29 protein-coding genes and 1 pseudogene are annotated in these 26,174 nt (G+C 36.2%); 16 read left to right on the top strand and 14 right to left on the bottom strand.

All coding sequences use genetic code 11. The annotated features are described in order from the left end of the window. Positions 1-2 precede the first annotated feature (2 nt). On the top strand, positions 3-956 hold the full coding sequence (locus N4G44_RS08820; protein WP_474926066.1) for a SphA family protein: 954 nt from the start codon (positions 3-5) through the stop codon (positions 954-956). Between the two features lie 79 nt (positions 957-1,035). On the opposite strand, the gene N4G44_RS08815 is transcribed toward N4G44_RS08820, so the two are convergent. From N4G44_RS08815 to pdhA, 13 genes are all read right to left on the bottom strand, one after another. Further along, a complete protein-coding gene (locus N4G44_RS08815) occupies positions 1,036-1,647 on the bottom strand; it encodes an inorganic pyrophosphatase (protein WP_048503974.1) in 612 nt (203 codons plus the stop codon). A gap of 16 nt (positions 1,648-1,663) precedes the next feature. After that, complete coding sequence (locus N4G44_RS08810) at positions 1,664-1,966, bottom strand: DUF7935 family protein (RefSeq protein ID WP_474928311.1); 303 nt, start codon at positions 1,964-1,966, stop codon at positions 1,664-1,666. A gap of 23 nt (positions 1,967-1,989) precedes the next feature. Further along, positions 1,990-2,175 (bottom strand): hypothetical protein, encoded by a 186-nt coding sequence (locus N4G44_RS08805; protein ID WP_474926063.1) that lies wholly within the window; start codon positions 2,173-2,175, stop codon positions 1,990-1,992. Between the two features lie 24 nt (positions 2,176-2,199). Next, the gene (locus N4G44_RS08800) at positions 2,200-3,312 is read right to left on the bottom strand and encodes a hypothetical protein (protein WP_474926060.1); all 1,113 of its coding nucleotides are present in this window, start codon (positions 3,310-3,312) and stop codon (positions 2,200-2,202) included. Between the two features lie 144 nt (positions 3,313-3,456). Continuing rightward, positions 3,457-4,389, bottom strand: a complete 933-nt coding sequence (locus N4G44_RS08795; protein ID WP_474926056.1) for a phytanoyl-CoA dioxygenase family protein — start codon at positions 4,387-4,389, stop codon at positions 3,457-3,459. A 91-nt stretch (positions 4,390-4,480) separates the two neighbouring features. Next, positions 4,481-4,945 carry a hypothetical protein gene (locus tag N4G44_RS08790; protein ID WP_474926053.1) on the bottom strand — a complete coding sequence of 155 codons (465 nt, stop codon included), beginning with the start codon at positions 4,943-4,945 and terminating at the stop codon, positions 4,481-4,483. Next, on the bottom strand, positions 4,942-5,391 hold the full coding sequence (locus tag N4G44_RS08785; protein WP_474926052.1) for a hypothetical protein: 450 nt from the start codon (positions 5,389-5,391) through the stop codon (positions 4,942-4,944). Before N4G44_RS08785 ends, N4G44_RS08790 begins: the two co-directional genes overlap by 4 nt. Continuing rightward, positions 5,388-5,894: a JAB domain-containing protein gene (locus tag N4G44_RS08780; RefSeq protein ID WP_474928310.1), complete on the bottom strand. Its 507-nt coding sequence runs from the start codon at positions 5,892-5,894 to the stop codon at positions 5,388-5,390. Before N4G44_RS08780 ends, N4G44_RS08785 begins: the two co-directional genes overlap by 4 nt. Beyond that, positions 5,831-6,064: a UPF0758 domain-containing protein gene (locus N4G44_RS08775; RefSeq protein ID WP_474926051.1), complete on the bottom strand. Its 234-nt coding sequence runs from the start codon at positions 6,062-6,064 to the stop codon at positions 5,831-5,833. Before N4G44_RS08775 ends, N4G44_RS08780 begins: the two co-directional genes overlap by 64 nt. Positions 6,065-6,099: 35 nt before the next feature. After that, the gene (locus N4G44_RS08770) at positions 6,100-6,678 is read right to left on the bottom strand and encodes a murein L,D-transpeptidase catalytic domain-containing protein (protein ID WP_474926049.1); all 579 of its coding nucleotides are present in this window, start codon (positions 6,676-6,678) and stop codon (positions 6,100-6,102) included. A gap of 15 nt (positions 6,679-6,693) precedes the next feature. Continuing rightward, positions 6,694-7,362, bottom strand: a complete 669-nt coding sequence (locus N4G44_RS08765; protein ID WP_474926047.1) for an ABC transporter ATP-binding protein — start codon at positions 7,360-7,362, stop codon at positions 6,694-6,696. Positions 7,363-7,558: 196 nt separating this feature from the next. Then, positions 7,559-9,175 carry a 2-oxo acid dehydrogenase subunit E2 gene (locus tag N4G44_RS08760; protein ID WP_474926046.1) on the bottom strand — a complete coding sequence of 539 codons (1,617 nt, stop codon included), beginning with the start codon at positions 9,173-9,175 and terminating at the stop codon, positions 7,559-7,561. A 108-nt stretch (positions 9,176-9,283) separates the two neighbouring features. Further along, the gene (gene pdhA / locus N4G44_RS08755) at positions 9,284-10,285 is read right to left on the bottom strand and encodes a pyruvate dehydrogenase (acetyl-transferring) E1 component subunit alpha (RefSeq protein WP_474926044.1); all 1,002 of its coding nucleotides are present in this window, start codon (positions 10,283-10,285) and stop codon (positions 9,284-9,286) included. A 743-nt stretch (positions 10,286-11,028) separates the two neighbouring features. Here pdhA and N4G44_RS08750 point away from each other — a divergent pair. From N4G44_RS08750 to N4G44_RS08740, 3 genes are all read left to right on the top strand, one after another. Next, entirely contained in the window at positions 11,029-11,550 is a 522-nt protein-coding gene (locus N4G44_RS08750; RefSeq protein ID WP_474926042.1) for a phosphatase PAP2 family protein, read from the top strand. A gap of 87 nt (positions 11,551-11,637) precedes the next feature. Then, positions 11,638-12,114: a BlaI/MecI/CopY family transcriptional regulator gene (locus N4G44_RS08745; protein ID WP_474926041.1), complete on the top strand. Its 477-nt coding sequence runs from the start codon at positions 11,638-11,640 to the stop codon at positions 12,112-12,114. Positions 12,115-12,132: 18 nt separating this feature from the next. Next, complete coding sequence (locus N4G44_RS08740) at positions 12,133-13,920, top strand: DUF4153 domain-containing protein (RefSeq protein WP_474926040.1); 1,788 nt, start codon at positions 12,133-12,135, stop codon at positions 13,918-13,920. Between the two features lie 144 nt (positions 13,921-14,064). Here N4G44_RS08740 and N4G44_RS08735 read toward each other — a convergent pair whose 3' ends face one another. Beyond that, positions 14,065-14,427 (bottom strand): RNA recognition motif domain-containing protein, encoded by a 363-nt coding sequence (locus tag N4G44_RS08735; protein ID WP_048503964.1) that lies wholly within the window; start codon positions 14,425-14,427, stop codon positions 14,065-14,067. A gap of 335 nt (positions 14,428-14,762) precedes the next feature. Between N4G44_RS08735 and N4G44_RS08730 the strand changes: the two genes are divergently transcribed. The 12 genes and pseudogenes from N4G44_RS08730 to N4G44_RS08675 all read left to right on the top strand — a co-directional run bounded on the left by N4G44_RS08730 (position 14,763) and on the right by N4G44_RS08675 (position 25,947). Beyond that, complete coding sequence (locus N4G44_RS08730; RefSeq protein WP_474926037.1) at positions 14,763-15,173, top strand: DUF6157 family protein; 411 nt, start codon at positions 14,763-14,765, stop codon at positions 15,171-15,173. Positions 15,174-15,268: 95 nt separating this feature from the next. Continuing rightward, positions 15,269-15,661: an acyl-CoA thioesterase gene (locus N4G44_RS08725; RefSeq protein WP_474926036.1), complete on the top strand. Its 393-nt coding sequence runs from the start codon at positions 15,269-15,271 to the stop codon at positions 15,659-15,661. Continuing rightward, positions 15,658-16,218, top strand: coding sequence for a helix-turn-helix domain-containing protein (locus tag N4G44_RS08720; protein ID WP_474926034.1), 561 nt, complete (start codon positions 15,658-15,660; stop codon positions 16,216-16,218). The genes N4G44_RS08725 and N4G44_RS08720 overlap by 4 nt, the downstream gene beginning before the upstream one ends. 288 nt (positions 16,219-16,506) lie before the next feature. Further along, positions 16,507-19,338: a heavy metal translocating P-type ATPase gene (locus N4G44_RS08715; RefSeq protein WP_474926032.1), complete on the top strand. Its 2,832-nt coding sequence runs from the start codon at positions 16,507-16,509 to the stop codon at positions 19,336-19,338. Positions 19,339-19,343: 5 nt separating this feature from the next. Further along, positions 19,344-20,072 carry a DUF72 domain-containing protein gene (locus N4G44_RS08710; protein WP_474926031.1) on the top strand — a complete coding sequence of 243 codons (729 nt, stop codon included), beginning with the start codon at positions 19,344-19,346 and terminating at the stop codon, positions 20,070-20,072. A 286-nt stretch (positions 20,073-20,358) separates the two neighbouring features. Beyond that, positions 20,359-20,925 (top strand): polysaccharide deacetylase family protein, encoded by a 567-nt coding sequence (locus tag N4G44_RS08705; protein ID WP_474926029.1) that lies wholly within the window; start codon positions 20,359-20,361, stop codon positions 20,923-20,925. A gap of 35 nt (positions 20,926-20,960) precedes the next feature. Next, complete coding sequence (locus N4G44_RS08700) at positions 20,961-21,191, top strand: hypothetical protein (protein WP_474926027.1); 231 nt, start codon at positions 20,961-20,963, stop codon at positions 21,189-21,191. A gap of 108 nt (positions 21,192-21,299) precedes the next feature. Then, entirely contained in the window at positions 21,300-21,959 is a 660-nt protein-coding gene (locus N4G44_RS08695; RefSeq protein ID WP_474926025.1) for a YggS family pyridoxal phosphate-dependent enzyme, read from the top strand. A gap of 56 nt (positions 21,960-22,015) precedes the next feature. Beyond that, a complete protein-coding gene (locus N4G44_RS08690; protein ID WP_474926023.1) occupies positions 22,016-23,200 on the top strand; it encodes a sigma-54-dependent transcriptional regulator in 1,185 nt (394 codons plus the stop codon). Positions 23,201-23,296: 96 nt separating this feature from the next. Further along, positions 23,297-23,980 (top strand): MATE family efflux transporter, encoded by a 684-nt coding sequence (locus tag N4G44_RS08685; RefSeq protein ID WP_474926022.1) that lies wholly within the window; start codon positions 23,297-23,299, stop codon positions 23,978-23,980. 23 nt (positions 23,981-24,003) lie between these two features. Next, positions 24,004-24,656: pseudogene (locus N4G44_RS08680) on the top strand (MATE family efflux transporter). Positions 24,657-24,747: 91 nt separating this feature from the next. Then, positions 24,748-25,947, top strand: coding sequence for a hypothetical protein (locus N4G44_RS08675; protein WP_474926020.1), 1,200 nt, complete (start codon positions 24,748-24,750; stop codon positions 25,945-25,947). The last annotated feature ends 227 nt before the right edge of the window (positions 25,948-26,174 follow it).

Genomic DNA, 26,174 nt, shown 5'->3' with positions numbered 1-26,174 from the left:
TTATGAAAAAAAATATTTTAATTGCGGGCTTATTTTTAGGAACACTTGTTTCCGCCCAAGGACATTATAACGGTTCTTCATTCAATCCCAATGATTACTTTGCTCCCCATGCAGGATGGATCATTCCTGTCTGGTATGGGTATGCTGATATGGATTATCATAATGCTTCGGGAAAAAGGTCTGACCGGCTTATCAATCCGGCACCGGGAAACCCTACAGAACTTAATCTTAAACAAAACGTTAAAACACATTCTTTTATACTGATGGCAATTTATGGCGGTAAAGGTAAAATTCTGGGTGCCAATTGGGGAATGATGATTATCCCTACCCTGAACAGCCCGACTGCTGATATTGCTTTAGACTATTATTCTGTTCAGACAGGCTCCGGAAATTATGTGTTCACCAATAAAAGCATAGGAATTGGTGATATGTACATTCAGCCTGTATGGCTGTCATGGACGAAGGGAAAATTCAGCTATGCCTTGAACTATGGAGTCTGGGCACCTACAGGAAAATACAAACCAAATGACCTAGATAATGGTGGTCATGGCTATTGGTCACACAACATCCGTGTAGCGGGAAAGATGAAGCCAACATCAAAAACCAATATCACTGTTGCTACCACTTTAGAAATCAATCAATGGCAGAAAGACACTGATTTTAAGGAAGGAAGCCATTTTACTGTTGATGCAGGCGGATCTTACGTATTGAGTACAAGAGGTGATGAAATAGGTGTTTTCGGACATTATTCTACCCAGGTCGGTGATGATAAGGGAAGCAATGGGGGTTTTGTATCTGATAGGATTGCCGGAATCGGTGCCTTCGGCTCTTACTGGATTGTTCCGATGAAAATAGGTCTTATGGGAAGAATTACTCAAAATTTTGGCGCTGAAAACAGATTTGCAGGATTAGCGATCCAGGCAGGTGTTAATTTTTTAATTCCTTCAAGTCATTAATACAGAAAATTTTCTGTTTAAACCAATAAAAGGCAGATGAACGTTCACCTGCCTTTTTTATCATTTTGGAATGCTGTTTTTAGCCTCCGAATTTTTCTGCGTAATCTTTCTGGGAAGCTTTGATCACTTTTTTAGCATGCTCAGCTCCGTATACTTCATGAATTCTGCATTTTGCAGGCTCATCCGGTAAATTTTTATAGGTCAGGAAATAGTGCATCAATCTTTTCACTTCTGCTTCAGGAAGTTCTGCAATATCTCTAAAATGTCCGAATGCGTGGTCACCGATCATTACGGCAACGATTTTATCATCTGCTTCACCTCCATCGATCATTTTGAAACCACCGATTGGAATAGCTTCCATTAATAATCCTCCTGAATGAATATTGTGAGAGCTTAGTACACAGATATCAAGCGGGTCATGATCACCTTCCGTTACATCATCAGCTCCGGCTTCTATAGCCAGTTTCATTACTTCATTGTGGCAATATGTTCTTGGCACAAATCCGTATAGAGCGGGAATAATATTAGAAAATTTCTGAGGCCTGTCTACCTTTAAAAATCCTGTTTCTTTATCTACTTCATATTTAATAGTATCTGAAGGAACGATTTCCACGAATACGTTTACAACATTTGGCGCATCTTCTCCTGCAGAAACCCCGTGCCATGGATGTGCTTTAAAATTTGGAATCATTATTTATCTGTTATTTTTAAGTTATAATTAAAATTTCTCTTCTAAGGTCTTCTATGGTAGCAGCAATATAATCGTCACCTTCCATATAATTCATGATGAAAATGGTTTTGAACTCTTCAAGATCTGCATTTCCTTTCAGTCCGTCATAGGTTTTGTGAAGTAAATCGATCAAAGCGTTTTTGGAATCCACAATATTAGTCCATGAAGCTTTTGTGATGTACAGCTGCTGGGAAGAATTGTATTCGAACTCTTCATTGATGGTTTTTTCCGTAAGAAAGATGAATTCGTGTACAGCTAAACCTTTATCAAATTTCTGGATGATGTTGGATGGCTTTATTCTTTCTAAAAAAGAGTCATCCTTTCATAGGAATGGGCTTTATTTTCTGAATTTGATTTTACAGAAAGAAGCTTGATCTCCTGATTTTTAAGAGTGATGTACGAGTGTACAAACTGCCTCAGCAAAACCAAAAAAGGAATTGCGATAATCAATGCAAAAGCATATGGTAAATATCCTGAAAAACTAGCCATAATTTTAGACCGCAAAATTACTAATTATTTTCCGTCTTGTAAAGAGTTTTTAAATATATCAGTTTTAGAATTCTGAATATAGATGAGTGACAGGATAATAATGAGATAAAAACCAATCATCATCCTGTTTGCGAGACTTGGAAAAACCAGATATCTTAAAAAGACGGAGACATAAACGGAAGCAAAAAATAAACACTGTGCCCGGCTTTTTTTACTGCTCAAGGAAAATTTATTCGCCAGAATAATGACAATAAACAGTAAGAGCAACGGAAAATACGATCCGTTAAAGTCGAGCATAATGGTTTTCTTTATAAAATTCAAATAATTCGGAAAATAGAACGGATCCGGATCGGATATCGGATAGATCTGAACTTTTGTAAACTGGTTCATAAACAAAGTAGACCACGAAATCTGATTAAAATACTGGATCAGAAAAAAGGATACAAAGACATAGGCATAAGACCAGAATACTTTAACAGTCTTGATCTGAAGGCTGTTTCTGTATAAATAAACCAGGATATAAAGAAATGAGTATAAAATAAAATACTCCGGCCTCGTTAAAACACAAAGCATTGCAAAGATTGTAGCTGTAAGATGCTTTTTCCTTACCATAAAAGTATACAGGCTCAACAACAGTAATAAACAGGACAAACTATCTGCTGAAGCATGTCTGCTGGCTTCCAGAAGCGGCTTGAATAAAGAAATTAATAGGGTTATGATGAATGCTAAAGGATAGTTTTTCACAATCCTGATCAGGAAGCAGAAAATCAGAACCAAAATAAAAGCATAAGAGAGTATGGAAGTCAGAAATATGGAGGTTGTTACTTTAAAACCTAATTTAAAAAACATCAGGTTAACAAAGTTATAAAATGGTTTTACCGAAAACAGCTGCAGCTCTTCTTCATAGGCTTTTGGATTTTCCGACAAGACTTTATAGTAGGTATTCTCCCCTTTTGCGATTTCCTCATCCTGCGGGGTAATTCCGAAAAGTTTTGGGTTTGTACCTTTTAATTCAGCATATACTTTTTTATGAACATCCTCCATTTTCATATCCGGATATTCAGCTTTGTAAACAAGTCCTACATAAGCTTCCAGATCTACGTTGTAATACTGGTGGGTATACAAATAGTATGACATGAGACATAGGTAGAGGGAAAAATAAAAACAAGAATGTTTCTGGTTTTCTTCATTTGCGTGCTGGTTTATTCGTAAGAATGCAAAAGTAAAAAAACTATTCTTTCAGCTGTAATTATTTGACGATTCTTTAAAGAAAGTATGGAATTACAGCTCAAACAAAGCCGGTCTTTGGGTCACTTCGTGATAACATACGCTGTTTTCATCAAAAAAGTGATAAACCAGGCTTTTTCTTGTTCTGTTTTTATCGGTATGCGGTTCGCCGCCATGAAGAATATTGGCATGCCATATGAGCATATCCCCTTTTTTTGCTTTAAAGATTTCCTTTTTCAACCCCAGTTCACGAACTTTTGACTCCAGAAATTCTTCATAAGCACGATAGCTTTTTTTACCGATTTTCAATGCATCACCTTCATTATCATAATCGGAATTAAGGAAATAAGGAAGTTTATGGCTTTTCGGGATATAATGCAAAGCCCCGTTCGTCTCATCCACATCTTCCAAAGCGATCCATACTCCCAGAAGCCCGCCAAGCGGATAAGTAGTCATATGAATACTGTCTGAATGCGTTTTCTGCTGGCTGCCATTAATGAAATTAATACTTTGGAAAAGCTTGGCTTTACCGTCTAAAAGCACAGACAAAAAATCCAGCAAGTTCTTATCACTGCCAATGTTTTTAATAATTTCAGAATGGTGGATGGCAAACATCAGCTTTCCGCCGTAGATAAATTTCAGGGTGCCGTTTTCCATCAGCTTTTCAATTTCAGCATTAATTTTATCGGCATCATCTGCTGTAATAAAATTTCTCAGGATCATGTACCCGTTTTCATCATACTGAAGAGCACTTTCTTTGTTCTCATCATTCAGTTCTTTGAAAAAAGCAGTATTGATGAGTTTATTCTGGTCTATTGTTCTTTCCGAAGCGGGAAGATGGGCAAAATCAGCACTGGAAATACTGGAAAAATAGCTTTTGTTGAGTCCGTATTTTTTATATAAAGGAATATTATGTTTTAATTTCTTCTTATTAAAAAAATTGTAAATAATATAGGGTAGTTTATAGTGACGGATCTGCTTTAGCATGGCTTGATTATTAGAATAAATACTTTATAAAGATACAGAATAATATTTAATTAAAATCATTCTAAATAGTGAAATCAACATGATATTAATCTTAAAAAAACTTTCCTCTCATTAAAAATCCTGTAAAATCCTTAATCAATGTCTTTTTGGAATTTTCTATGACCGCATAGTGTTTAAGTACAGGCCTGAATCCTCTGAAAAACTCTTCAATACTTGGAAGATTACCGCCTTCAAAATCAAAAATATAATGCTCTATATTCTCTTTTATGACGTGATCGATAAGTGTGGATGCCCCAGCCATTTTAATATACTTTTTATCATTAAAAGTTCCTAAAAGCGCAATCGTATCATAATCTGAGTAGATGGCTATCATATTGGTGATCTCATGATGATAATAAAAGGCTAAAAACTTTAAATGTTTTGATAAATGGAAAGTTTCCAGAGTTTTAAGCAAAGTAGCCGTATCATTTTCTTTGTCCAGCCCTATCACATTGTTCTTAATAAAAATCTCTGCTTCCTGGTAGCTTAGTTCTTTAAGCTCTGAATTTTCTATCACCTCCTCATCAAGTCTGAGCTTTCTTTTTCTCTTAGGTGAATATTTGGCAAAAACCTTGGCATATTCATCAGGATACAGAAGGAAATTTTTTTGGTTTTTAATTTTGAGTCAAAATTATTGGTCTCATTGAAATGGTAGGCTCTTATCAGATAGTTCTTCTGAAGGAAATGTAAAAATTTTTCATTGATCTTTTTATCATCTTTATTGGAAAAGACACCCAGCTGCTGGCATATCAATGGATTATGAACAATTTTTATCCCTTTCTTAAGGATATAAGGAACAGGCATTACCGCTTCATAATTATTGAGAACCAAAACCTCCCACTGTTTATTAGTGGTTACATCTAGGAAGTTTTTTGATGCTGAATATTTCCTCTGTTCTGATCTTTCAAGGCAGTCTGTATATTTTTTAAAATCAATCTCGTTGTATTTCAGTCTTCTAATCATAATAATCCTTCATCTGAGAAACTAAGGTAGGCATCGTGTGTAACGATGATGTGGTCTAAAAGCTGTATGCTCAATGTTTTTCCTGCTTCGTCTATTTTCTTCGTAATGCTGATATCTTCCTTACTAGGCTTCAGGGTTCCGGACGGATGATTATGGGCAATGATAATTCCTGTTGAAAAATGATCCAAAGCGGTTTTAAATAAAACCCTTACATCTACAACGGACTGGCTTATTCCGCCTTGCGTCAACTGTGAAATATGGATAACCTTATTACTCTGGTTAAGATAGATGGCCCAAAACTCTTCAGTCCTTAAATCTGACAATTTATTTTTAAGAATAGAATAGGCATCGTTGCTATTTGAAATCACTGCTTTTTCAGGTATTTCCTGGATTATTCTCCTTTTACCTATTTCCAATGCTGCAATAATAGAAACTGCCTTTACTTCCCCACTCCTTTGAACTTCATCAGTTCTTTGTTGGAAAGAAGGCTCAGCTGATGCCAGTTGTTGTTTACCGAAGCCAATATCTTTCTGGCTAATTCCAATGCACTTTCATCCCTGCTTCCGCTTCCCATAATGATTGCCAGAAGCTCAGAATCAGAAAGCGAACTCTTTCCTTTCAGTAAGAATTTTTCTCTGGGTCTGTCGTCTTCAGCAAGGAATTTTATGGTCATTTGTGTGTTATAAAGTTAAAAATAAGGATTCTAAGTTAATAAAATGCATACATGATTACCGGATATTTCGACTGGTCGAGATATTTTGCCGTCTCAACTAAAGCATTAGCAGATAGCATCGGGCATCCAAGGCTCAGACAGGCAGGATTTAAAGATTCCTGATCCGGGATACATCCGTAAGAATGCAGCACAATTGCCCTTTGCATGGCGTTGCTGTTACCAATATCGAGACCGTTCAGCCTGTAAGCTTTTCCAAATTTCCCGTTATAACTGTTCAATATTTCATACTTTCCCAGCGAAGATTGGTATGATCCTTCGGTATTGCTGAATTTCAAATCTTTTGAATTCTTGATAACCGAACCTGAACCATGAGATACAATTGCTTTCTGAAGTATTTTATCATTTTTCAGATCATAGACAAAGTAACGGTATTTTCCGGAATATGTTTTAAAGTTAATAAAAACAGCAATATCCTGATTATAATTTTTCCCTTTTACAAAATCCTTAATTTCCAAAACCTTTGCTTCCGGAAGAATACCGGAAACATTATTTCCTTGAGATTCAGCTTTAGAACAGGAAATAATAAAAAGGACCAGAAATATAAGTTTTTTCATTAATGCAAAAGTATTTTATTCGATAATCATACCGTCTTTCATGACCAGTTTCCGGTCTGTGATTTCGGCAAGGTTCGGGTTGTGGGTTACGATCACAAAAGTCTGATTATACTTATCCCTAAGGTCAAAAAATAATCTGTGAAGATCATCTGCATTTTTTGAGTCTAAGTTTCCCGTAGGTTCATCCGCAAAAATAATTTTAGGCGAATTAATCAGGGCTCTTGCTACGGCTACCCTTTGTGCTTCCCCACCGGATAACTGGTTGGGTTTATGATTCAGTCTCTGTTCTATCTTAAGGTCTTCAAATAAAGCATATGCTTTTTCTAAGGCATCTTTTTCGTTCGCGCCTCCAATTTTTGTTGGAAGAAGCACATTTTCTAAAGCTGTAAATTCAGGAAGAAGCTGGTGAAACTGAAAAACAAAACCGATATTCTGGTTTCTGAATTTGGAAAGCTGTTTATCATTCATATTGATGAAAGACTCTCCTGCAATGCTGATTTCCGTATTGTATTTATTAGAATTGCTTGGATGGTCCAGCGTTCCTAAAATCTGAAGCAATGTAGACTTTCCGGCTCCGGATTCACCTACAATAGAAACCACCTCACCTGTTTTAATGTGAATATCAACACCTTTCAGTACTTCTAAACTTCCATAAGATTTATGGATATTACTCGCTTTAATCATGATTCAAAAATAACAATTACCAAAGGAAAAACATAATTAATTAAAGCAAAAAATAATAATTTAATTTTTTTATACTTTACAGAACAAATCATTTAATTAATTAACCTTTTACAACCTGTATTGAGTAATTTTATTGATCAGTTTAAACAAAAAAACCTCTCGAAGTGAGAGGTTTTAATATTTACAATCCAGGATGTTACAGTAACAAAGTTAAAGGACTTTCCAGATATGTTTTTAAGGTTTGTAAGAACTGAGCTCCCGTAGCACCATCTACCACTCTGTGGTCGCATGCCAGTGAAAGCTTCATGATATTTCCTACTACGATCTGACCGTCTTTTACAATCGGTTTCTCAATGATTGCTCCTACAGATAGGATGGCAGAGTTCGGCTGGTTAATGATACTTGTAAAGGTTTCGATTCCGAACATTCCAAGATTGGAAATAGAGAATGTAGAACCTTCCATTTCATTTGCTTTCAAGCCTTTGCTCTTAGCTCTTGAAGCCATATCTTTTACGGCAGCAGAGATCTGTGTGTAGTTCATCTGGTCCGTATTCTTCAGTACAGGAACCACTAATCCGTCAGGAATAGCTACTGCCACGCCTATGTTGATATTTCCTCTGTGGATGATCTTATCTCCTGCCCAGCTTGAATTTACCTGAGGGTGCTTTCTTAAAGCTATAGCAGTTGCTTTGATGATCATATCATTGAAAGAAATTTTAGTATCCGGTAAAGAATTGATTTCTTTTCTGGCCTCAATGGCTTTATCCATATTGATCTCTACCATCAGGTAATAGTGAGGAGCAGAGAACTTACTTTCAGAAAGACGTTTTGCAATAATATTTCTTACCTGAGAGTTTGGAGTTTCCGTATCTTCACCCTGAACAAAGCTCAATGCAACCTGTGCTGCTGCCGGAGCAGAAGCTGCTGGCTGAACTGCCTGAGCCTGAGAAGGCTGATAGTTTTCAATATCTTTTTTAACGATTCTTCCGTTTTCGCCTGAACCATGAATGCTGTTGATGTCAACCCCTTTATCCTGGGCCATTTTCTTAGCTAACGGAGAAATAGCTACTCTGTCAGAAGATGAAGTATTTGCTGCCGGAGCCGCTTTCTCTTCTGCTTTAGCTTCAGTTTTCTGTTCAGCAGGTTTTTCAGAGGCCGGAGCAGCTGCTTTTGGAGCACCTACCGCAGAAACATCAGTTCCTTCCGGGCCTATAATGGCCAATACTGAATCTACCGGAGCTGCACCGCCTTCTTCTACACCCTGCTTCAATAATACTCCGTTGAATTCAGATTCAAAGTCCTGAACCGCTTTATCTGTTTCGATCTCAGCAAGAAGATCTCCTTCTTTTACTGTATCGCCAACGTTTTTATGCCATTTCGCCACTTTCCCTTCTGTCATTGTATCAGAAAGTCTTGGCATTGTAATAATTTCTACACCTGCAGGAACTTCTGCAGTAGTCTGCTCGACACTTGTAGCATTATTTTCTGTTTTTGATTCTTCTTCAGACTTTTTCTCTTCAGATCCGCCTGCAGCAGGAGCAGCAGCTCCACCTGTTAACCCTGAAATGTCTTCTCCTTCATTACCGATAATCGCTAAAACAGAATCTACAGCAGCAGCAGAGCCTTCTTCTACACCAATATATAAAAGGGTTCCTTCTATTTCAGATTCGAAATCCTGAACAGCTTTGTCTGTCTCAATTTCGGCTAAAATATCTCCTTCCTTTACTTTATCGCCTACTTTTTTATGCCATTTTGCCACTTTCCCTTCCGTCATAGTATCCGAAAGGCGGGGCATCGTAATTACTTCTGCCATAATTTATTTATATGATAATTTAATTAATGTGATAATGTGGTGATGTGATGATTTGATAATAATTTATACTATTAACACATCAGCATATCATCGTATCAGCAAATTATTTTAGTTTTCTAATTTATCTAAGAACGGATAATTTTCCTGAGCATAAACATATTCGTAGATTTTTTCCGGATCCGGATATGGTGAATTCTCCATGAACTCAACACATTCTTCTACAAACTCTCTTGATTTATTGTCGGTCGCTTCCAGTTCAGCTTCCGTAGCCCATCCGTTTTCCAGGATTCTGTGTTTTACCAGCTCCATAGGGTCATCGTTTTTATGAATCGCTACCTCTTCTTTGCTTCTGTAAGGTTCTGCATCAGACATAGAGTGTCCTCTGTAACGGTACGTTCTTGCCTCAATGAAGGTTGGCCCGTCTCCTCTTCTTGCTCTTTCTATTGCTTCGTAAGCTGCTTCAGCTACTTTTTCAGGATCCATTGCATCTACAGCAAGGCAAGGCATTTCGTATCCTAAACCTAATTTATAGATATCTTCGTGGTTGGCTGTTCTTTTTACAGAAGTTCCCATTGCATACTGGTTGTTTTCTACCACAAATACTACAGGAAGTTTCCAGTTCATCGCCATATTGAATGTTTCGTGAAGCGATCCCTGTCTTGCTGCCCCGTCTCCGAAGAAACAGATGTTTACAGCTTTTCTGTCAAAATATTTATCTGCAAAAGCAATTCCGGCCCCTAAAGGAATCTGTCCTCCTACAATACCGTGTCCTCCGTAAAAACGGTGCTCTTTGCTGAAAATGTGCATAGACCCGCCCATACCTCCGGACGTTCCGGTAGCTTTACCACAAAGTTCAGCCATGATTCTTTTAGGATCTACCCCCATCGCCATTGGATGGATGTGGCATCTGTAAGCAGTAATCATACTGTCTTTCGTTAAATCCATTGCATGCGTGAAGCCGGCAGGAATAGCCTCCTGACCGTTATACAAATGTAAAAAACCTCTGATCTTTTGTTTTAGATAAAGAGAACGGCATTTGTCTTCAAACCTTCTCCACATAGTCATATCTTCATACCACTTCAGGTATACCTCTTTAGAAAATTCTTTCATGTGCTAGCTCTTGCTTTTTTATGATGAATAGTGGAGCAAAATTATGAAAAAAACTTTGTTTTTATTCTATACACAGATAACTTTTCGTTTTTTCTGTAAAATCTATTTGCAGGCCGAATGGATTATTCTTAATTTTCGACCCCTTCTAAAGACTCATATAGTAATATTTATCTAATACTTTCTTACCTTGACATATCTGGGATCTGCCTGTTCATATGGCTTTTCTGAAATATCACCTAATTCGGAGATATCGGAATCCGGTACTTTTTGTAATCCTGTTTCTTCCCTCTTTAATTATTGTTAATACATTTTTTGGTTATTTCAACAGCTTCTTTTCTGGAAAAAAATCTGTAAGTTTCAAGGTTCTGTCTTCAATTTCATTAACGAAATTACCATATTGTTTTGTTGTTCTGGCTTTAATCTCTCCATTCTTTATCTGCCATAAATCCTTCCCACGCTGTTTTCATAGTGGCTTCATCTTATTTTCCTGAGAAAGCTTTTATCCAAAAACAAAATAACCTGCAATAATCAAAAGGAATATGAATAGGTGTTTCATGATATAAATTAAAACTTATCAATTAAAGGTATACATTTTCAACAAAATTTTAAATGACTGAAAATAATTTCACTTCATCACAAACGACTGATATTGAATTATTTTCACCTCACCCAATCCCACTCACCCACTGCTTTTCATTTGGTTTTTGAGGTTATAATGGTATATTTGGTTTTTAAATTTAAACATGGAAGAAAAACAGCCTTTATTGGTGCATAAAATTTCAAGAATCATTTCAGATTTTTTCAATCCTCTTATTTCTTTACTTATTTTTTTCATCTATATGAGTGTAAGGGAATATTCACTGAAAGATTCTCTTCTTTACTTTATCCCTTTATTATTAATGATCATTCTTCCGGTGGTAATATGGCTGGTATGGAATGTAAAAACGGGAAGATATACCAATATGGATGTTTCCGACCGGGTCCAGAGGAAAAGCCTTTATATCTTTATTGGTGCCTGTGTGGTTGCTTATCTCGTTTTTAACTATTTCAGAAACGGATATATTGATCTCGTTATGCTTTTTATACTGATTCTTGTTTTCACCATGCAGATCAGCAATTTATTTATTAAAAGTTCGATGCATACAGCCTTTAATGTATTTGTGGCAGCACTGTTTTTCACCCTTGACTGGAAGGCGGGGCTGGTATGGCTGGGAATAGCCGCTTTGGTGGGAATCACAAGAATTATTTTAAAAGACATACCGTAAAGGAGGTATTTATGGGTGCCGCGATAGCATTTGTGGTATCTTTTATTTATCTTTATTGCAATATACAATTTCAACATTAAGAATTCTATGAAAATAAATCATCTTACCGCTGCTGAGGAAAATTTTATGAAGCTGTTCTGGAAGCTTGAATCTTTTTATCTTAAAGACATCATGGAGCAGCATCCTGAACCGAAGCCGCACCAAAATACCGTTTCCACTTACCTGAAAATCCTGGTGGAAAAAGGTTATATCACAACTCAAAAAGAAGGAAGAATCTTTAAGTACACAGTGGTAGTTCCGTGTGAAGAATACAGGAAATTTCTGCTGAAAGAACTTTCACACAACTTTTTCAATGATTCCGGGAAAGAAATGCTTGAGCTGTTGTTTAATGAAAAACTAATATCCCAGAATGACCTTAAAAATTATTTCGACCTTAAAATTGAAATTGTTCCGGCAAAGACTGAGGAACCGAAATTTGAGTATGCAGATGAGATTTTAAATCCTAAAAAAGTTAAAAAGGCTAAAAAAGATAAAGACAAAAAGAAAAAGAAGAAAAAGGATTAAGCACAAAATACACGGATCATGAAAACAAAATTCCGGGAAATAACAGAGAAAGCACAGGAGGTCCTGCTGCGCTATCCAATGGTTTTATTAATGGGTCTTCTATCTTCTATCGGTGCTATCTGTATGCTGGATGGCAAAAACAACAAAGAATTGATGTTTACTCATACCAAATTCACCATTTGTTGCTGCCTGGGAATTTCTTTGATGTTCGCTTTAAAAATACTTTCCCAAAGAATTGGTAAAAGACTATTACTGGAAGTGCTGGGGACAGCCTTCCTTGCAGGATTTTACTTTGTTTTACCCGGAAAAGAGCGGGACTTCACCGAGGTATATGGATTTATTGTTGCCATTACTTTCCTTTTGTCTCATTTATTGGTTTCCTTTGCTGCATTTCTCGAAAAAAACAGGGAGCTTAATTTCTGGCAGTACAACAAGAACCTTTTTGTTAATATCTTCCTGACAGCAGTTTTCACAGGGGTCCTTACAGGAGGCGTGGAGCTGGCAATTCTGGCAGTTGATAAGCTGTTTGATTTTAATTTCCACGACAAACTTTACCTTGGTACTTTTTATGTATTAGCTATATTCGGAAGTTCTTTTATTTTCCTGCTCTTTAACGAAACCGGCCTGAACTATCTTGAAAAAGACGGAACTTATCCTGTGATCTTAAAATTTTTCACCCAGTTTGTCCTGATCCCTTTGCTTTTTATTTATGCAATCATCCTTTACCTTTATTCATTTAAAATCATCATTAACTGGGAGCTTCCGAGAGGATGGGTTTCTTATCTGATCCTGGCCTACAGCGTTGTGGGCATCCTTGCCTTATTGCTTGTATATCCACTGAAAGAAGAGAAAGCAAAATCCTGGGTCAAAGTATTTTCAAAGCTGTTCTATTACACTATAATTCCTTTGCTTGTTTTATTATTTACAGCCATATTTACAAGGATTCTGGAATACGGCTATACGGAACCCAGATATTTCGTATTGCTGCTGGCACTTTGGCTATTGAGTGTGGTGGCTTATTTTATATTAAACAAAAAAGCAAGTATCAAATTCATTCCTGTAAGTTTATTCATATTCGGTATATTTTCACTGATCTTTCCTTATTTAAATGCATTCAGTGTTGCCAAAAGAAGTCAGAAGAACGAATTGATCAAACTTCTGGATCAGAATAAGCTATTGGTCAATAATAAAATAGATTTTCAAAAAAGAGTATCTGACACCCTTGTGATAGAAATTTCAAATAAATTTCAGTTCCTGGCAAAAAGAAAGCAAAAAGATTTCCTGCTGAATCTTGTTTCCGGGAAAACACGTAACCTTTTAGCACGTGATTTTGAACAGCCTTACTTATGGTCTTTCATTACATTGAGAGATGCATTTACCAATGTAGGTAAAACCCAGGAAGCTTCAATACCGGAAAGACTCGTTTTACAATCTGAAACCGGGGTAACTAATATTCAGGGATATCAGTATTTAATTAATTTCAATCATTATACTCAGGAATCGAGAGATATCAATGGAGATACCTTCGAGATAGACAATCAGACAGAAATCAATAATAATGAAACAATAAGGGTAATCCTTAATTCCACTGAAGCCGTAGATTTCGGCCCTGCCATGAACAGACTCTTTGACAGCAATACCTCTAAAACGGGAACGGCAACTATGAAAGAAATTTCTATGGAAAGCGATCTGGGAAAATACCATATCAAAATAGTGTTTCAGAATATGTCAAGAGATAAAACTCCAGACAACAGTAAAAAGAATATCTACTATGATAATGCAGTGCTACTGATCAAAGAAAAATAACTATGCTATAATATATAATATAGATTGAGAGTGGCTTTTTTAGCTGCTCTTTTTATTTCCATTAAAAAATAATTATCCCTCCCTGAATATATCAGGAAGGGATAATTGTACATAAAAAAGCGACTTGAAAGCCGCCTTATATTTTTACCAACGGTTTCCGCCGCCGTTACCTCCACGGTTGTTTCCACCACCGTATCCACCACCGTTACCACGGTTGTTTCCGTAACCACCGCCTCTGTTGTTGTCGAAGCTTCTTCTTGGCTTTTCTTCTCTTGGCTTAGCCTCAGATACGTTTAGTGTTTTTCCGTTAAATTCTTTCTGGTTAAGAGCTTCAACAGCTTGTTTTCCTTCTTCATCGCCCATTTCTACAAAACCGAAACCTCTTGAACGGCCAGTTTCTCTGTCTGTAACAATTTTAGCTGATGATACGTCACCAAATTCTGCGAATAGATCGTGCAACTCATACTCTTTAGTTGCGTAATTGATGTTTGAAACAAAAATGTTCATTTTAAAAAAAATTATAAATTAATAAAAATTTGGTATATAAGAGAAAAACAACATAAATTAATGAACAAATATTGATTCCAAATATAAACGAATGCAAGATACAATTAAAAATTATAAATCAAAGTTTTTTTAAACCATTTATCACGCTGCCATGAATTCAAAGTTTAAATTTATCATTAAGAAACAATTAATTATCGAAAAACAATAATTAAGATGATTTTCATAGAAAGTTAAAGTTAGTTAACATAATAAAAATAATCTTGTAGAATGTTAGAAAACAAGGTTCTTTACGATTAGCTTCCGGAATATTTAACATCAAAACAGAATAAAAAAATATGAAACACACTACCAATTATATCAATACCTTCATTGAAGTCGCCGATGACTGCCCTGTCTCCAGTGCAGAAACCCCTCCTGAAAAGAACATAAAGACTTTAGCACAACTTCAGTATGATCAGATCATTAAAAACCCATACCGGTATACTTCCGATGATATTATTTTCGAATGCTATGCCATGAAAAATGATATTTCTGAAAATGAGAAGGAACAGGAAAAGATCCGGTTTTTCTCTAAAGGGCAGCCTTGCCTCAGATCTTCCCCGCTGGCCAAACGATATGGATTCGGGATTCATCATAATCAGGAAGGTAAAGTGGCTATTTTCCCTGTTGAAAGTAAAGAATATCAGAATTTTTTAAACGATAGCGACATAAAAAAAGTAAAAGCAATGCGTTCCAAAAGAATATGATTGAGAAAATGAATCATTTCCTTCAGATCAGTAAATGCAGTTTTCTTGATAAACCCAGTTTTTAACCTTAAATTTGTCAGGCAAATCATTAAAACATGAACTATCATACCAGAAAATGGGTAAAGCCTGAAGACCTGAACCCCAACCACTCCCTTTTTGGAGGAAGACTTTTACAATGGATCGATGAAGAGGCAGCGCTTTACGCAATCATTCAGCTGGAAAATACAAAAGTAGTGACGAAATTTATTTCAGAGATCAACTTTGTAAGCTCCGCAAAACAGGGAGATATTATAGAAATCGGGATTGAAGCCACCCACTTCGGATCGTCATCCATTACTTTAAAATGTGATGTAAGAAACAAAATGACCCACCAAACTATCATTACAGTAGACAAGATCGTTATGGTAAATCTGGATAATGATGGAAATCCTGCACCACACGGAAAAACCCAAATAGAATTTGTAAAAGACAGATTGAGCAAGCCATGAAAATCTTCATCAAAAATATGGTGTGCAACCGCTGTATTTCCGCAGTGGAAAAAATATTCGGCGAGGCAGAAATAGCAACTCAATCCGTTACATTGGGAGAAGTGGAAACCAAAGCAGATGTTTCTGAAGAAAAAATGCTGGCCATAGAGAAAAGCCTGCTCGATACAGGTTTTGAAAGGATCAAAGACTCTGCCCATCAGCTCGTTGATAAAATTAAAAATATCATTATCATCAAAATCAGTGAACTGGATATTGATGAAAATTTCCTTCTTTCCGAATTTTTAAGTTCGAAAATCCACAAAGACTACAGTTCTCTTTCCAAAACCTTTTCCCAGAACGAAAACATTACCCTGGAACAATTTTTTATCCTTCATAAAATTGAAAAAGTAAAGGAACTGCTCCTTTATAACGAATTCACCCTTACAGAAATCGCCGGAAAATTAGGCTACAAAAGCGTTCAGTATCTTTCTTCCCAATTCAGGAATATCACCGGCTTTACCCCTACGGAATTCAAGAAACTGAAAGATCATCAAAGAAAAACCCTGGACAGTTTCTGAGTTTGAGAGTTTGAGGGTTTGAGTGCCTGAGTGTGGAAGATAAATAAATGGAAAGAGGTTTGACTTTCTATTATTATCCTATTTTAAGCTAAACTATTATATCTAATTCAATATTTACTTAAACACTCCCACCCTCAAACTCTCACACCCTCAAACCCACTCAAAATCCTAAAACCAAATTCTATAACTATTATCCTTAAATTTATAACAGTCTTACCACTTCATTTTGGACATTTGTATTATAAATTCAAGGATCATGAACAGACAATATAATATACTCGGAATGACATGTTCCGGCTGCCAGAAAAAATTTCAGCACAGCTCAACAGTATTGAAGGAGTTACAGCCGATGTAAATCTGGAGAATAATACAGCCACGATCACTTCTGATAAGGAAATCCAGCTTTCAGTTCTCAATAAAGCTTTGGAAGAAATAGGAAAATACAGGCTCGAAGACCCAAACCAACCTGAAAACACTTTTGTAAAGCCTCAGGACAGGGTTTCTCCTTCTTCCGTATATTACTGCCCGATGGAATGTGAAGGCGACAAAGTATACTTTAAACAAGGCGAAAGATGCCCGGTTTGTAATATGTATCTGGTTCCCATCGAAGAAAAACATGCCAAAGACCCGAACCGCAAACCTGCCTACTCTTCTGCTAACCTTCCGGCAAATTTCAAAGACAGTATAGGTAAATATTATTGCCCGATGTTCTGTGAAGGTGATAAAATTTATGATGAAAAAGGGGACTGTCCAGTCTGCCATATGCACCTGGAAGAAATTACAGAAGACCTTGTTAAAAATGCGACTTCTCACAACCATCAACACAGCCATACTCATCATCATGATCACAGCCATCATCATGAAGCTCCGAAAGTTACAGATGATATGGCCGGAAAATATTACTGTCCGATGTACTGCGAAGGCGACAAAACCTATGATTCTAATGTAGGATGTCCTGTCTGCGGGATGGATCTTGTAAAATATCCCGAGAAGAAAACAGCAAAATATACCTGCCCCATGCATCCCGAGATCATCAGAGACGAACCCGGAGATTGCCCGATCTGTGGAATGGACCTTGTAAGAATGCCCGACTCCGGAGATGACGAAGAAGATGAAACCTACAATATTTTAAAAAGGAAATTCATTATTTCTCTTCTCTTTACAGTTCCTGTTTTCATTCTTTCAATGGGTGGAATGTTGATTAATTTTCCTTTTTCCCATACAACACAGGGATTTATTGAGCTTGCCCTGACTCTTCCGGTAATGTTTTATTCCGGGTGGTTTTTATTGAAAAGAGGCTGGGTTTCATTTAAAACATGGAATTTAAATATGTTCAGCCTGATTGCTTTGGGTGTTGCAGCTGCATTTATTTTCAGTATTACGGCTTTGGCTTTCCCGGATATCATTCCTCATGAAATCAGGGGCCACAATCATGAAATTCCGCTGTATTTCGAAGCAGTCTGTGTGATTTTAACGCTTGTAATTTTAGGACAACTCATGGAGGCTGCCGCTCACAAAAGAACAGGAAATGCCATCAAAGAGCTGATGAACCTTTCTCCTGACGAGGCTAACCTTATAGTAAATGGGGAAGAAAAAAGAGTCTTGCTTTCCCAGGTAAAAATCGGAGATCTCCTGAAAGTAAAACCAGGTGAAAAAATCCCGGTTGACGGAAAAATCACAGAAGGAAACTCTCTGGTCGATGAAAGCATGATCACCGGCGAACCTGTTCCTGTAAAGAAAAACATTGATGATAAAGTTTCCTCCGGAACCATCAACGGAAATAAGGTGTTCATCATGAAAGCTGAAAAAGTGGGAGACGAAACCCTTCTTTCACAAATCATCAAAATGGTGAATGAAGCCAGCCGAAGCAGGGCACCCATACAGAAGCTGACGGATAAGGTTTCCAAAGTTTTTGTTCCGGTTGTGATCCTCATTGCTGTTCTTACCTTTGTATTGTGGCAGTTTTTTGGGCCGGAAGGAAAAAGAAGCTTATTCGCCTTCGTTAATGCCGTTGCAGTATTGATTGTGGCATGTCCATGTGCATTGGGTCTCGCCACTCCCATGTCCCTGATGGTCGGAATCGGGAAAGGTGCCAAAAGCGGCATCCTGATTAAAAATGCCGAAGCGCTGGAACAGATGAATAAAGTCAATGTTCTGATCACCGATAAAACAGGAACCTTAACGGAAGGAAAACCATCTGTAGAACATATTGAAACATCTGGAAGTGCCAACACGAACGAAATTCTGAAAATAGCATTTTCACTGAATCAGAATTCTGAGCATCCATTATCCAATGCAGTAATAAAGAAAGCTAAAGAAGAAAATTTAACCCCTGAAAAGGTTGATCAATTCGAAAATGTTTCAGGGAAAGGTGTACAGGGAAATATCAATGGAAAAACCGTTTATTTAGGAAACGAAAACCTTATTACTTCGCACAACATGTCTGTTCCTGATGAATTAAAACAAAAAGCTGCAGAAGTACAGTCGAAAGCACACACCATATCTTATGTTGCACAAGATCAGTCTGTATTGGGCTTTATCAGCTTTACAGATAAAATTAAGGAAACTTCCAGAAAAGCCGTCCAGCGCCTGATGAATGAAGGAATTGATGTAATCATGATGACGGGAGACAACGAGCATACCGCAAAAGCAGTTGCAGATGAACTGGGAATCAAACATTATAAAGCAGGCTGCCTGCCCGAAGATAAACTGAATGAGGTAAAAAAACTTCAGCAGCAGGGTAAAATTGTAGCCATGACCGGTGACGGGATCAATGACTCCCCTGCTTTGGCCCAGTCTGATGTAGGAATTGCAATGGGAACCGGAACCGATGTTGCCATGGAAAGCGCAGAAATTACATTATTAAAAGGTGATATTTTAGGTGTAGCAAAAGCTAAACTTCTCAGTGAAAAGCTTCTTAGGAATATCAAAGAAAACCTGTTCTTTGCATTTATTTACAATGTGCTGGGAATTCCGGTAGCGGCAGGATTATTGTATCCTTTCTTTGGAATACTGTTATCACCTATGATTGCAGCAGCTGCAATGAGTGTCAGCTCACTTTCTGTCATTCTCAATTCATTAAGGCTGAATTCTGTCAATCTGGATACAGAAATAAAATAAATATCATGAAAAAAGAAAGTCTTTACATTGGATGCTCAGGATTTTACAATAACGACTGGAAAGGTTCGCTATATCATGAAAATGCCCAGAGTAAAGACTTTCTTACCTTATATTCACAGGCTTTCAATTCGGTAGAGATCAATTCTACTTTTTACAGAAAGCCAACTGCAAAAACGCTTTCAAAATGGTATGATGAAACTCCCGAAAGCTTCAGATTTTTCATCAAAATACCAAAAGCTATTTCACATGAAAAGCGCCTGAAAGATTCCAGACAGGAGATTTCAGAGTTCTGTGAGCACATTGAAACTCATCTGAAAGAAAAACTTTCCGGGTTTTTATACCAGTTTCCGCCTTCATTCAGGAAGTCACAGGAAAATATTGACCTGATCCTTTCCAGCCTGGATTTCAAATATTTAAATGTCATAGAATTCCGCCATGATTCCTGGTGGTCTGAAGAAATTTTCACCCTTTTAAAAGACAACAATATTGTTTTTTCAGGGGTAAGTTTTCCGGGAAACCTTCCTGAAGAGATCATCATCAATCATCCTGACATCTTATATTACAGGCTTCATGGCAAACCCGTTCTTTATAAATCCGAATACAGTTCAGAGTTTATTGATAATCTTGCTGAAAAGATCAGTCAATCTGAAAAGAAAACATTTATATTCTTCAATAATACCTGGGGAACGGCAGCCATTAAGAATTCTCTTTATCTGAAAGAAATATTAAAATAAATCCCACAGAAAGGAAAATAATACTACTTCAATAATAATAGAGATAAGCTATTATTATTATAATTTTAAATGTTAAAAAACAAGAATAAGAAAAAATAATTCCAAGACTTTTCATTTTTAGCAAAATACCTTTAAAATAAAGATCTTAAAATAAAATTAAAAAACATTATTTTAAGAAAATATGGCATATTATTTGTTAACATTTCAACAATTATTTTAACAAATTTTTAACGATTTAATCTCCATTATCTTTATGAAAAAATTTTTGGGAGAAAAGTCAAAAAATATGACTTTTCTTGGGATGACTGCATTGGTGAGTGCGGCTTCAATTGTATTCAACGGCTGTAACGGCAAAACTGAAGTGAAAGAGTTTGAAAAAACCGTATCACTGGAACATCCCACCGTAAAACCGGTCCCCAGAATAGATGATGAGAATGTAGAATCCGATAAAAGAATTATCTACCTTACTTTTGATGACGGCCCTAACCAGGGAACAGAAAACCTCCTTAAAATTTTAAACAAAAGAAATGTTTGTGCTACCGCCTTTCTCGTAGGAAAACATGCCTATGGAAGCAAAAGGCAGAAAGAGGATCTGGAGCTTTTAAAAAACAATCCCCTGATAGAACTGGCTAACCACAGCTTTAGCCATGCCCATAATAAATACACCGATTTTTATAAAAATCCCGATGCGGTGGTCCATGATTTTAATATTGCCAGAGACAGCCTCAAATTGTATGATATGATCGCGAGAACACCCGGCAGAAATATCTGGAGACTGAACAACATCAACGTAACCGATATCAAAAGCTCTACCGATGCAGCCAACAGCCTTAAAAAGCAGGCTATAAAGTAATCGGCTGGGATCTTGAATGGAGACCTTCCCAAAAAATGACTTTAAAGGGAAGCCATGAAGCTATGATCAAAAAAGTAGACAGCATTTTCTTTAATGACCTGGAAAAAACATCGAGGCATCTGGTTTTCCTTACCCATGATCAGTACCTCAGGGATGCCGATTCCATTAATGAATTGGATATGTTTATCGAAAAGCTTCAGAAAAGCAACAAGTTTGTGTTCAGGAAGATCTCCCAGTATCCACAGATTAATGAGATATTAAATTAATGTAACAATCCAGCAGTGGAACAATTGAGTACTATATACTAAAATCTGGCGGCAACTATTTTACGGATTCATTAGTTTTTTGCTTTTAAAATTCAGAAATTTGCATATATGGAAATTAAAGAAAATTATACAGCAATAAAAAATCAGCTGCCAGCGGGAGTTCAACTGGTAGCCGTTTCCAAAACACACCCTGTTGAAGCCATTCAGGAAGTTTATAATCTGGGGCAGAAAGTTTTCGGGGAAAATAAAGTTCAGGAGCTTATGGAGAAATACCCTCTCCTTCCGCAGGATATCCAGTGGCACCTGATCGGGCATCTTCAGACCAATAAAGTAAAATATATTGCTCCTTTCATTGATACCATTCAGAGTGTGGATTCTGAAAAACTTCTTTCAGAAATCAGTAAAGAAGCCGGGAAAAGCAACAGAAAAATCAAGGTTCTGCTTCAGGTAAAAATAGCTGAAGAAGAAAGTAAGTTCGGTCTTGAAGCTGCTGAGGCAAAAGCATTATTCCAACGATATCTGAACGGAGAATTTCCGAATGTAGAGATCACCGGCCTGATGGGTATGGCTACATTTACTGACGACGAGGAACAGGTAAAAAGAGAGTTTTCGATATTAAAAGGACTTTTTGATGAATTAAATACATTAAAAACACTGGAAACTTTATCTATGGGAATGAGTGATGATTTCCCGGCTGCCATTGAATGCGGTGCCAATTCCGTAAGGGTGGGATCCGCTATTTTCGGCAGAAGAGATTACTCAAAATAGTATATTTAGGTATAGTTTTTGCTAATAATTGAATCAAAAAATCTAAATTTGCAACTATGCAAAAAATCCTTATTGTAGAAGACGAAAAAGCAATCTCGGGAGTACTACACAGTATCCTTTCTGATGAACTTACCGATTACGAATTTGTTATCGCTGAAGATGGCCTCGAAGGCTACAAACAGATAGAAAAAGAAGATTTCGCATTAGTGATTTCTGATATCAAGATGCCTAAACTTTCAGGAACGGAACTTTTAAAGCAAAGTATGGTTCTGAAACCCGAAAGCACTTTCATCATGATCTCAGGCCACGCAGATATTGATTCTGCTGTTTCCTGCTTAAAAGAAGGAGCGTACGATTTCATTTCCAAACCTATCGACATCAACAGGCTGATTACAAGCGTAAAAAATGCTTTAGCCAAAGAAAGTCTTAAAAAGGAAAATAAAAATCTTCAAACTGAAAATAAAACCTTAAAAAGAAAGGTCAACAAAAAATACCAGATGATCGGTGATTCCCCTGCTCTGAAAAAGATTCAGGATATGATCGAAAAAGTTGCTGCTTCTGATGCCCGTGTTTTGATTACAGGACCCAACGGTGCTGGAAAAGAACTGGTAGCCCATGCTATCCACAACCAAAGCGAGCGCGCAAGAGGACCAATGGTAGAGGTAAACTGTGCGGCCATCCCTTCTGAACTTATTGAATCTGAGCTTTTCGGGCATGTAAAAGGTTCTTTTACAGGTGCTATTAAAGATAAGCAGGGAAAATTCGAACAGGCAAACGGAGGTACGATCTTTTTGGACGAGATCGGAGATATGAGCCTTATTGCTCAGGCTAAGGTTTTGAGGGCATTGCAGGAAAGCAAAGTTTCTCCTGTAGGAAGCGATAAGGAAATTAAGGTGGATGTAAGGGTAATTGCTGCAACCAACAAAAACATGCAGAAGGAAATTGAAGAAGGAAAATTCAGGGAAGACCTTTACCACAGGCTCTCTGTGATTGAGATCTACGTTCCGCCGTTGGATGATAGAAAAGAAGACATCAAATTATTGGTGGATCACTTTTCCGATATGATTGCCGATGAGCATGGTACTGCCGTGAAGAAATTTGATGATAAAGCGATTGACGCGCTTAAAGTTCTTTCGTGGACAGGAAATATCAGAGAACTGAGAAATGTTGTGGAAAGATTAATTATTCTTGGCGGAAATACTGTTTCTGAGGAGGATGTTGCCAATTTTGTAAGGAAATAATTTAATTGAACATTAAATATATTATAAAATTGCAGTAGCCTTACTGCAATTTTTTTGCCCTATTTTAAGTAAACTATATATGAATCATAAAATACAATGAACTTTTTAAACAAAAACTACACGAAAGAGTGCCTTACCCTGGCCCTTCCCGTCATGCTTACGCAGGTTGGGCAGGTCTCGGTGAATCTGTTCGACAATATTATTGTCGGAAAACTTTTAGGGGCGGATGCCCTGGCTTCCGTTTCATTGGGAAATGCTGTGTTTTTCTCGGTATTTGTACTGGCACTGGGGTTTTCATTTGCTATTCCCCCTCTGGTTTCTGAGGCACACTCCAAGCAGGATCACGAGACCATTAATTCCGTTTTCAGCCACGGCTTTGTGATCAACATGTCTGTAGGAATTATTTTAATGGCTGTTTTGTTTTTAGGAATGCCATTACTTTACCATTCCGGGCAGCCGGAAAAGATCATCCCAAATACCGTGCATTTCCTGAGTATTATGGCGATCAGTATGATCCCGTTTATGGCTTTTCAGACGCTTCGTGAAGTTTCTGAAGGACTTTCCTATACCATAGGGGTGACCAAAGCGACTATCATTGCCAATATCATCAATATTGCCTTAAACTATGTTTTCATTAAAGGGCTTTGGATCTTTCCTGAAATGGGGGTAAAAGGTTCTGCTTTAGCTACCCTGATCTCCAGAATATTCATGGTGGTCTTTCTTTATATTGTATTGGTTAAAGAGAAAAAACAAGACGATATATTAAAGATTTTTCTTTAAAAATTCGGGTTTTCTCCAGAAATATGTTTGACAAAATGATAAAATTGGGTCTGCCTACGGCTTTACAGATGTTCTTTGAAGTAACCGCTTTTGCCGGTGCTGCATTTATCTGCGGCCTTATTTCAGCTCATGATATTGCTTCCCACCAGATTGCATTGAGTATGGCTTCGTTTACCTTTAACCTTTGTGTAGGATTCAGTGTGGCATCAACGGTTATGATCGGAAGAAAACTGGGGAGCAGAATTTTGTTGAACTGAGAAAAGTCGGGATCAACAACCTTAAAATAGCCTTTATTTTCATGTGTATCTGCGGACTGGTCTTTATTCTGGGAAGAGATATACTGCCTACTTTCTTTACCAAAAAAGAAGAAGTTGAAGTGATCACACTGGCCTCGAAATTAATGATCATTGCTGCTTTATTCCAGCTTTCAGACGGAGTGCAGGTAACCGCTTTAGGAATGCTCAGAGGGATCCAGGATGTAAAGATCCCTTCGATTTATACTTTTATCGCTTACTGGGTCATTACGATTCCTTTAGGCTATTTTCTTTGTGTCACTTTAAAAATGGGAGCTTTCGGAATGTGGATCGCTTTAGGATTGGGACTAACGGTTTCTGCTGTTTTCCTAGTGAAACGGTTTTTGAATATGTCTGCGAAGAAGATTAAGCAGAATTTATAAAGAATGGCCTAAAAAGGCCATTCTTTATAAAATAATTATCTAAGAATCAATTATTTTCTTAATTTGTATACTATAACTAATAGCTCCATATATGTCTAGTGAAATTTTTGAATTATTTAAAGAATTTAAAAAGGAAAATTTAATTGAGTGGCTAAAAGAAATATTTATTTTTTTCAAGTCACCAAGGAAATTTATTCTTGATATAGATAATAAAGATCTTAATGAGGTTTTCTCACAATATATTTTCTATTTCTTTGTATATGCATTATCTTATTTCTTATTAAATTCCACAATTTCAATCAATGAAGTATTTCAACCTGCTATCTTAAATTTTATAATTTCTCTTCCAATTACTCTAATACTATGTATTTCTACTAAATTAGTAATTAATAAATTTCTTCTAAAAAAAACATTAATATTTATTATAAGTTTAAACTTATTTCTAGTTCCTTTAATATTTATACTACATGCTCTTTTTTTAAATAGTGAAAATTATACTTATAAATTAGTTTTATCTATTCTCCAAGCTATTTCAGGAATATATATTCTTATATACGGTTTTTTTATACAATCAAATTTAAAAAAAGGTTTAGTAATTATTTTAACAAATTATATTTTGATTAATACTATATATTTAGTTGTTAAAAGAGTCAACTTTGATCAATATGGCGGAAATAAGAATATTTCTACTATTGACCCAATATTTGATGAATACTATGATATTGCTTCATCATTTAAAAATAAAGACCGAATTCCTTTACAAAAAGTGATTATAATCCAAGATGAAAAAATAAGGTCAACTCTTATAATACAAGAGAATATTCCAAACAAACCCAAAAATAGAACTACAAAAGAAGGCTCTGAATTCAAAAAAGATATACAATCATATATAAAAATTATTACTGAAAAGAATAAGAATTTAAAATTTGAACGTAATAAAATAATTTTTAAAGACTGGTTAGATTATTATAATTTATTTTTATCAGAAGCCGATATTGAAAATATAAATTTAAGTAAAATTAATCCTAAAGAAGTTCACAAAATAGTTGTTAATAATTTTTCGCAAGGTTTTATAATTCCAATAAAAATTGACAAGACTTTTCCTCTTCAATACAATCTAAGAAATTATCATAATAATATTATTAAAAGTGTCAAAATTTCAAACAAACCATTAGAAATTCAAAATTATATAACTTTTTTCCTTGGAGAATTAGGAGATTATGGGCTATATTATTTATTAAAAGAAAATGAAACTAAGCCCTATAATGATAAATTTCAACCTTTTGAATAAAAAATTGTGCGAAATCGGAGATTTCGCACAATTTTTTATTTTGATGCTGTAATATATTTAGAGTTATTATTTATATAAAAAGTCTTCACCTCTGCTCAGATGATAATCTTATAAAAACAGCTTATTATTAGAGATGTCACACTGAGCGAAGTCGAAGTATGAGCATGTTAACATAATAATTTTCAACAATATAAAACTGATATTTCTAAAAGCAAAATAATACCTCT

It is taken from the genome of Chryseobacterium sp. GTID13 (assembly GCF_056172655.1).
The sequence above is the reverse complement of the archived record's forward strand: the minus strand, read 5'-3'. Positions and strand labels throughout refer to the sequence as shown.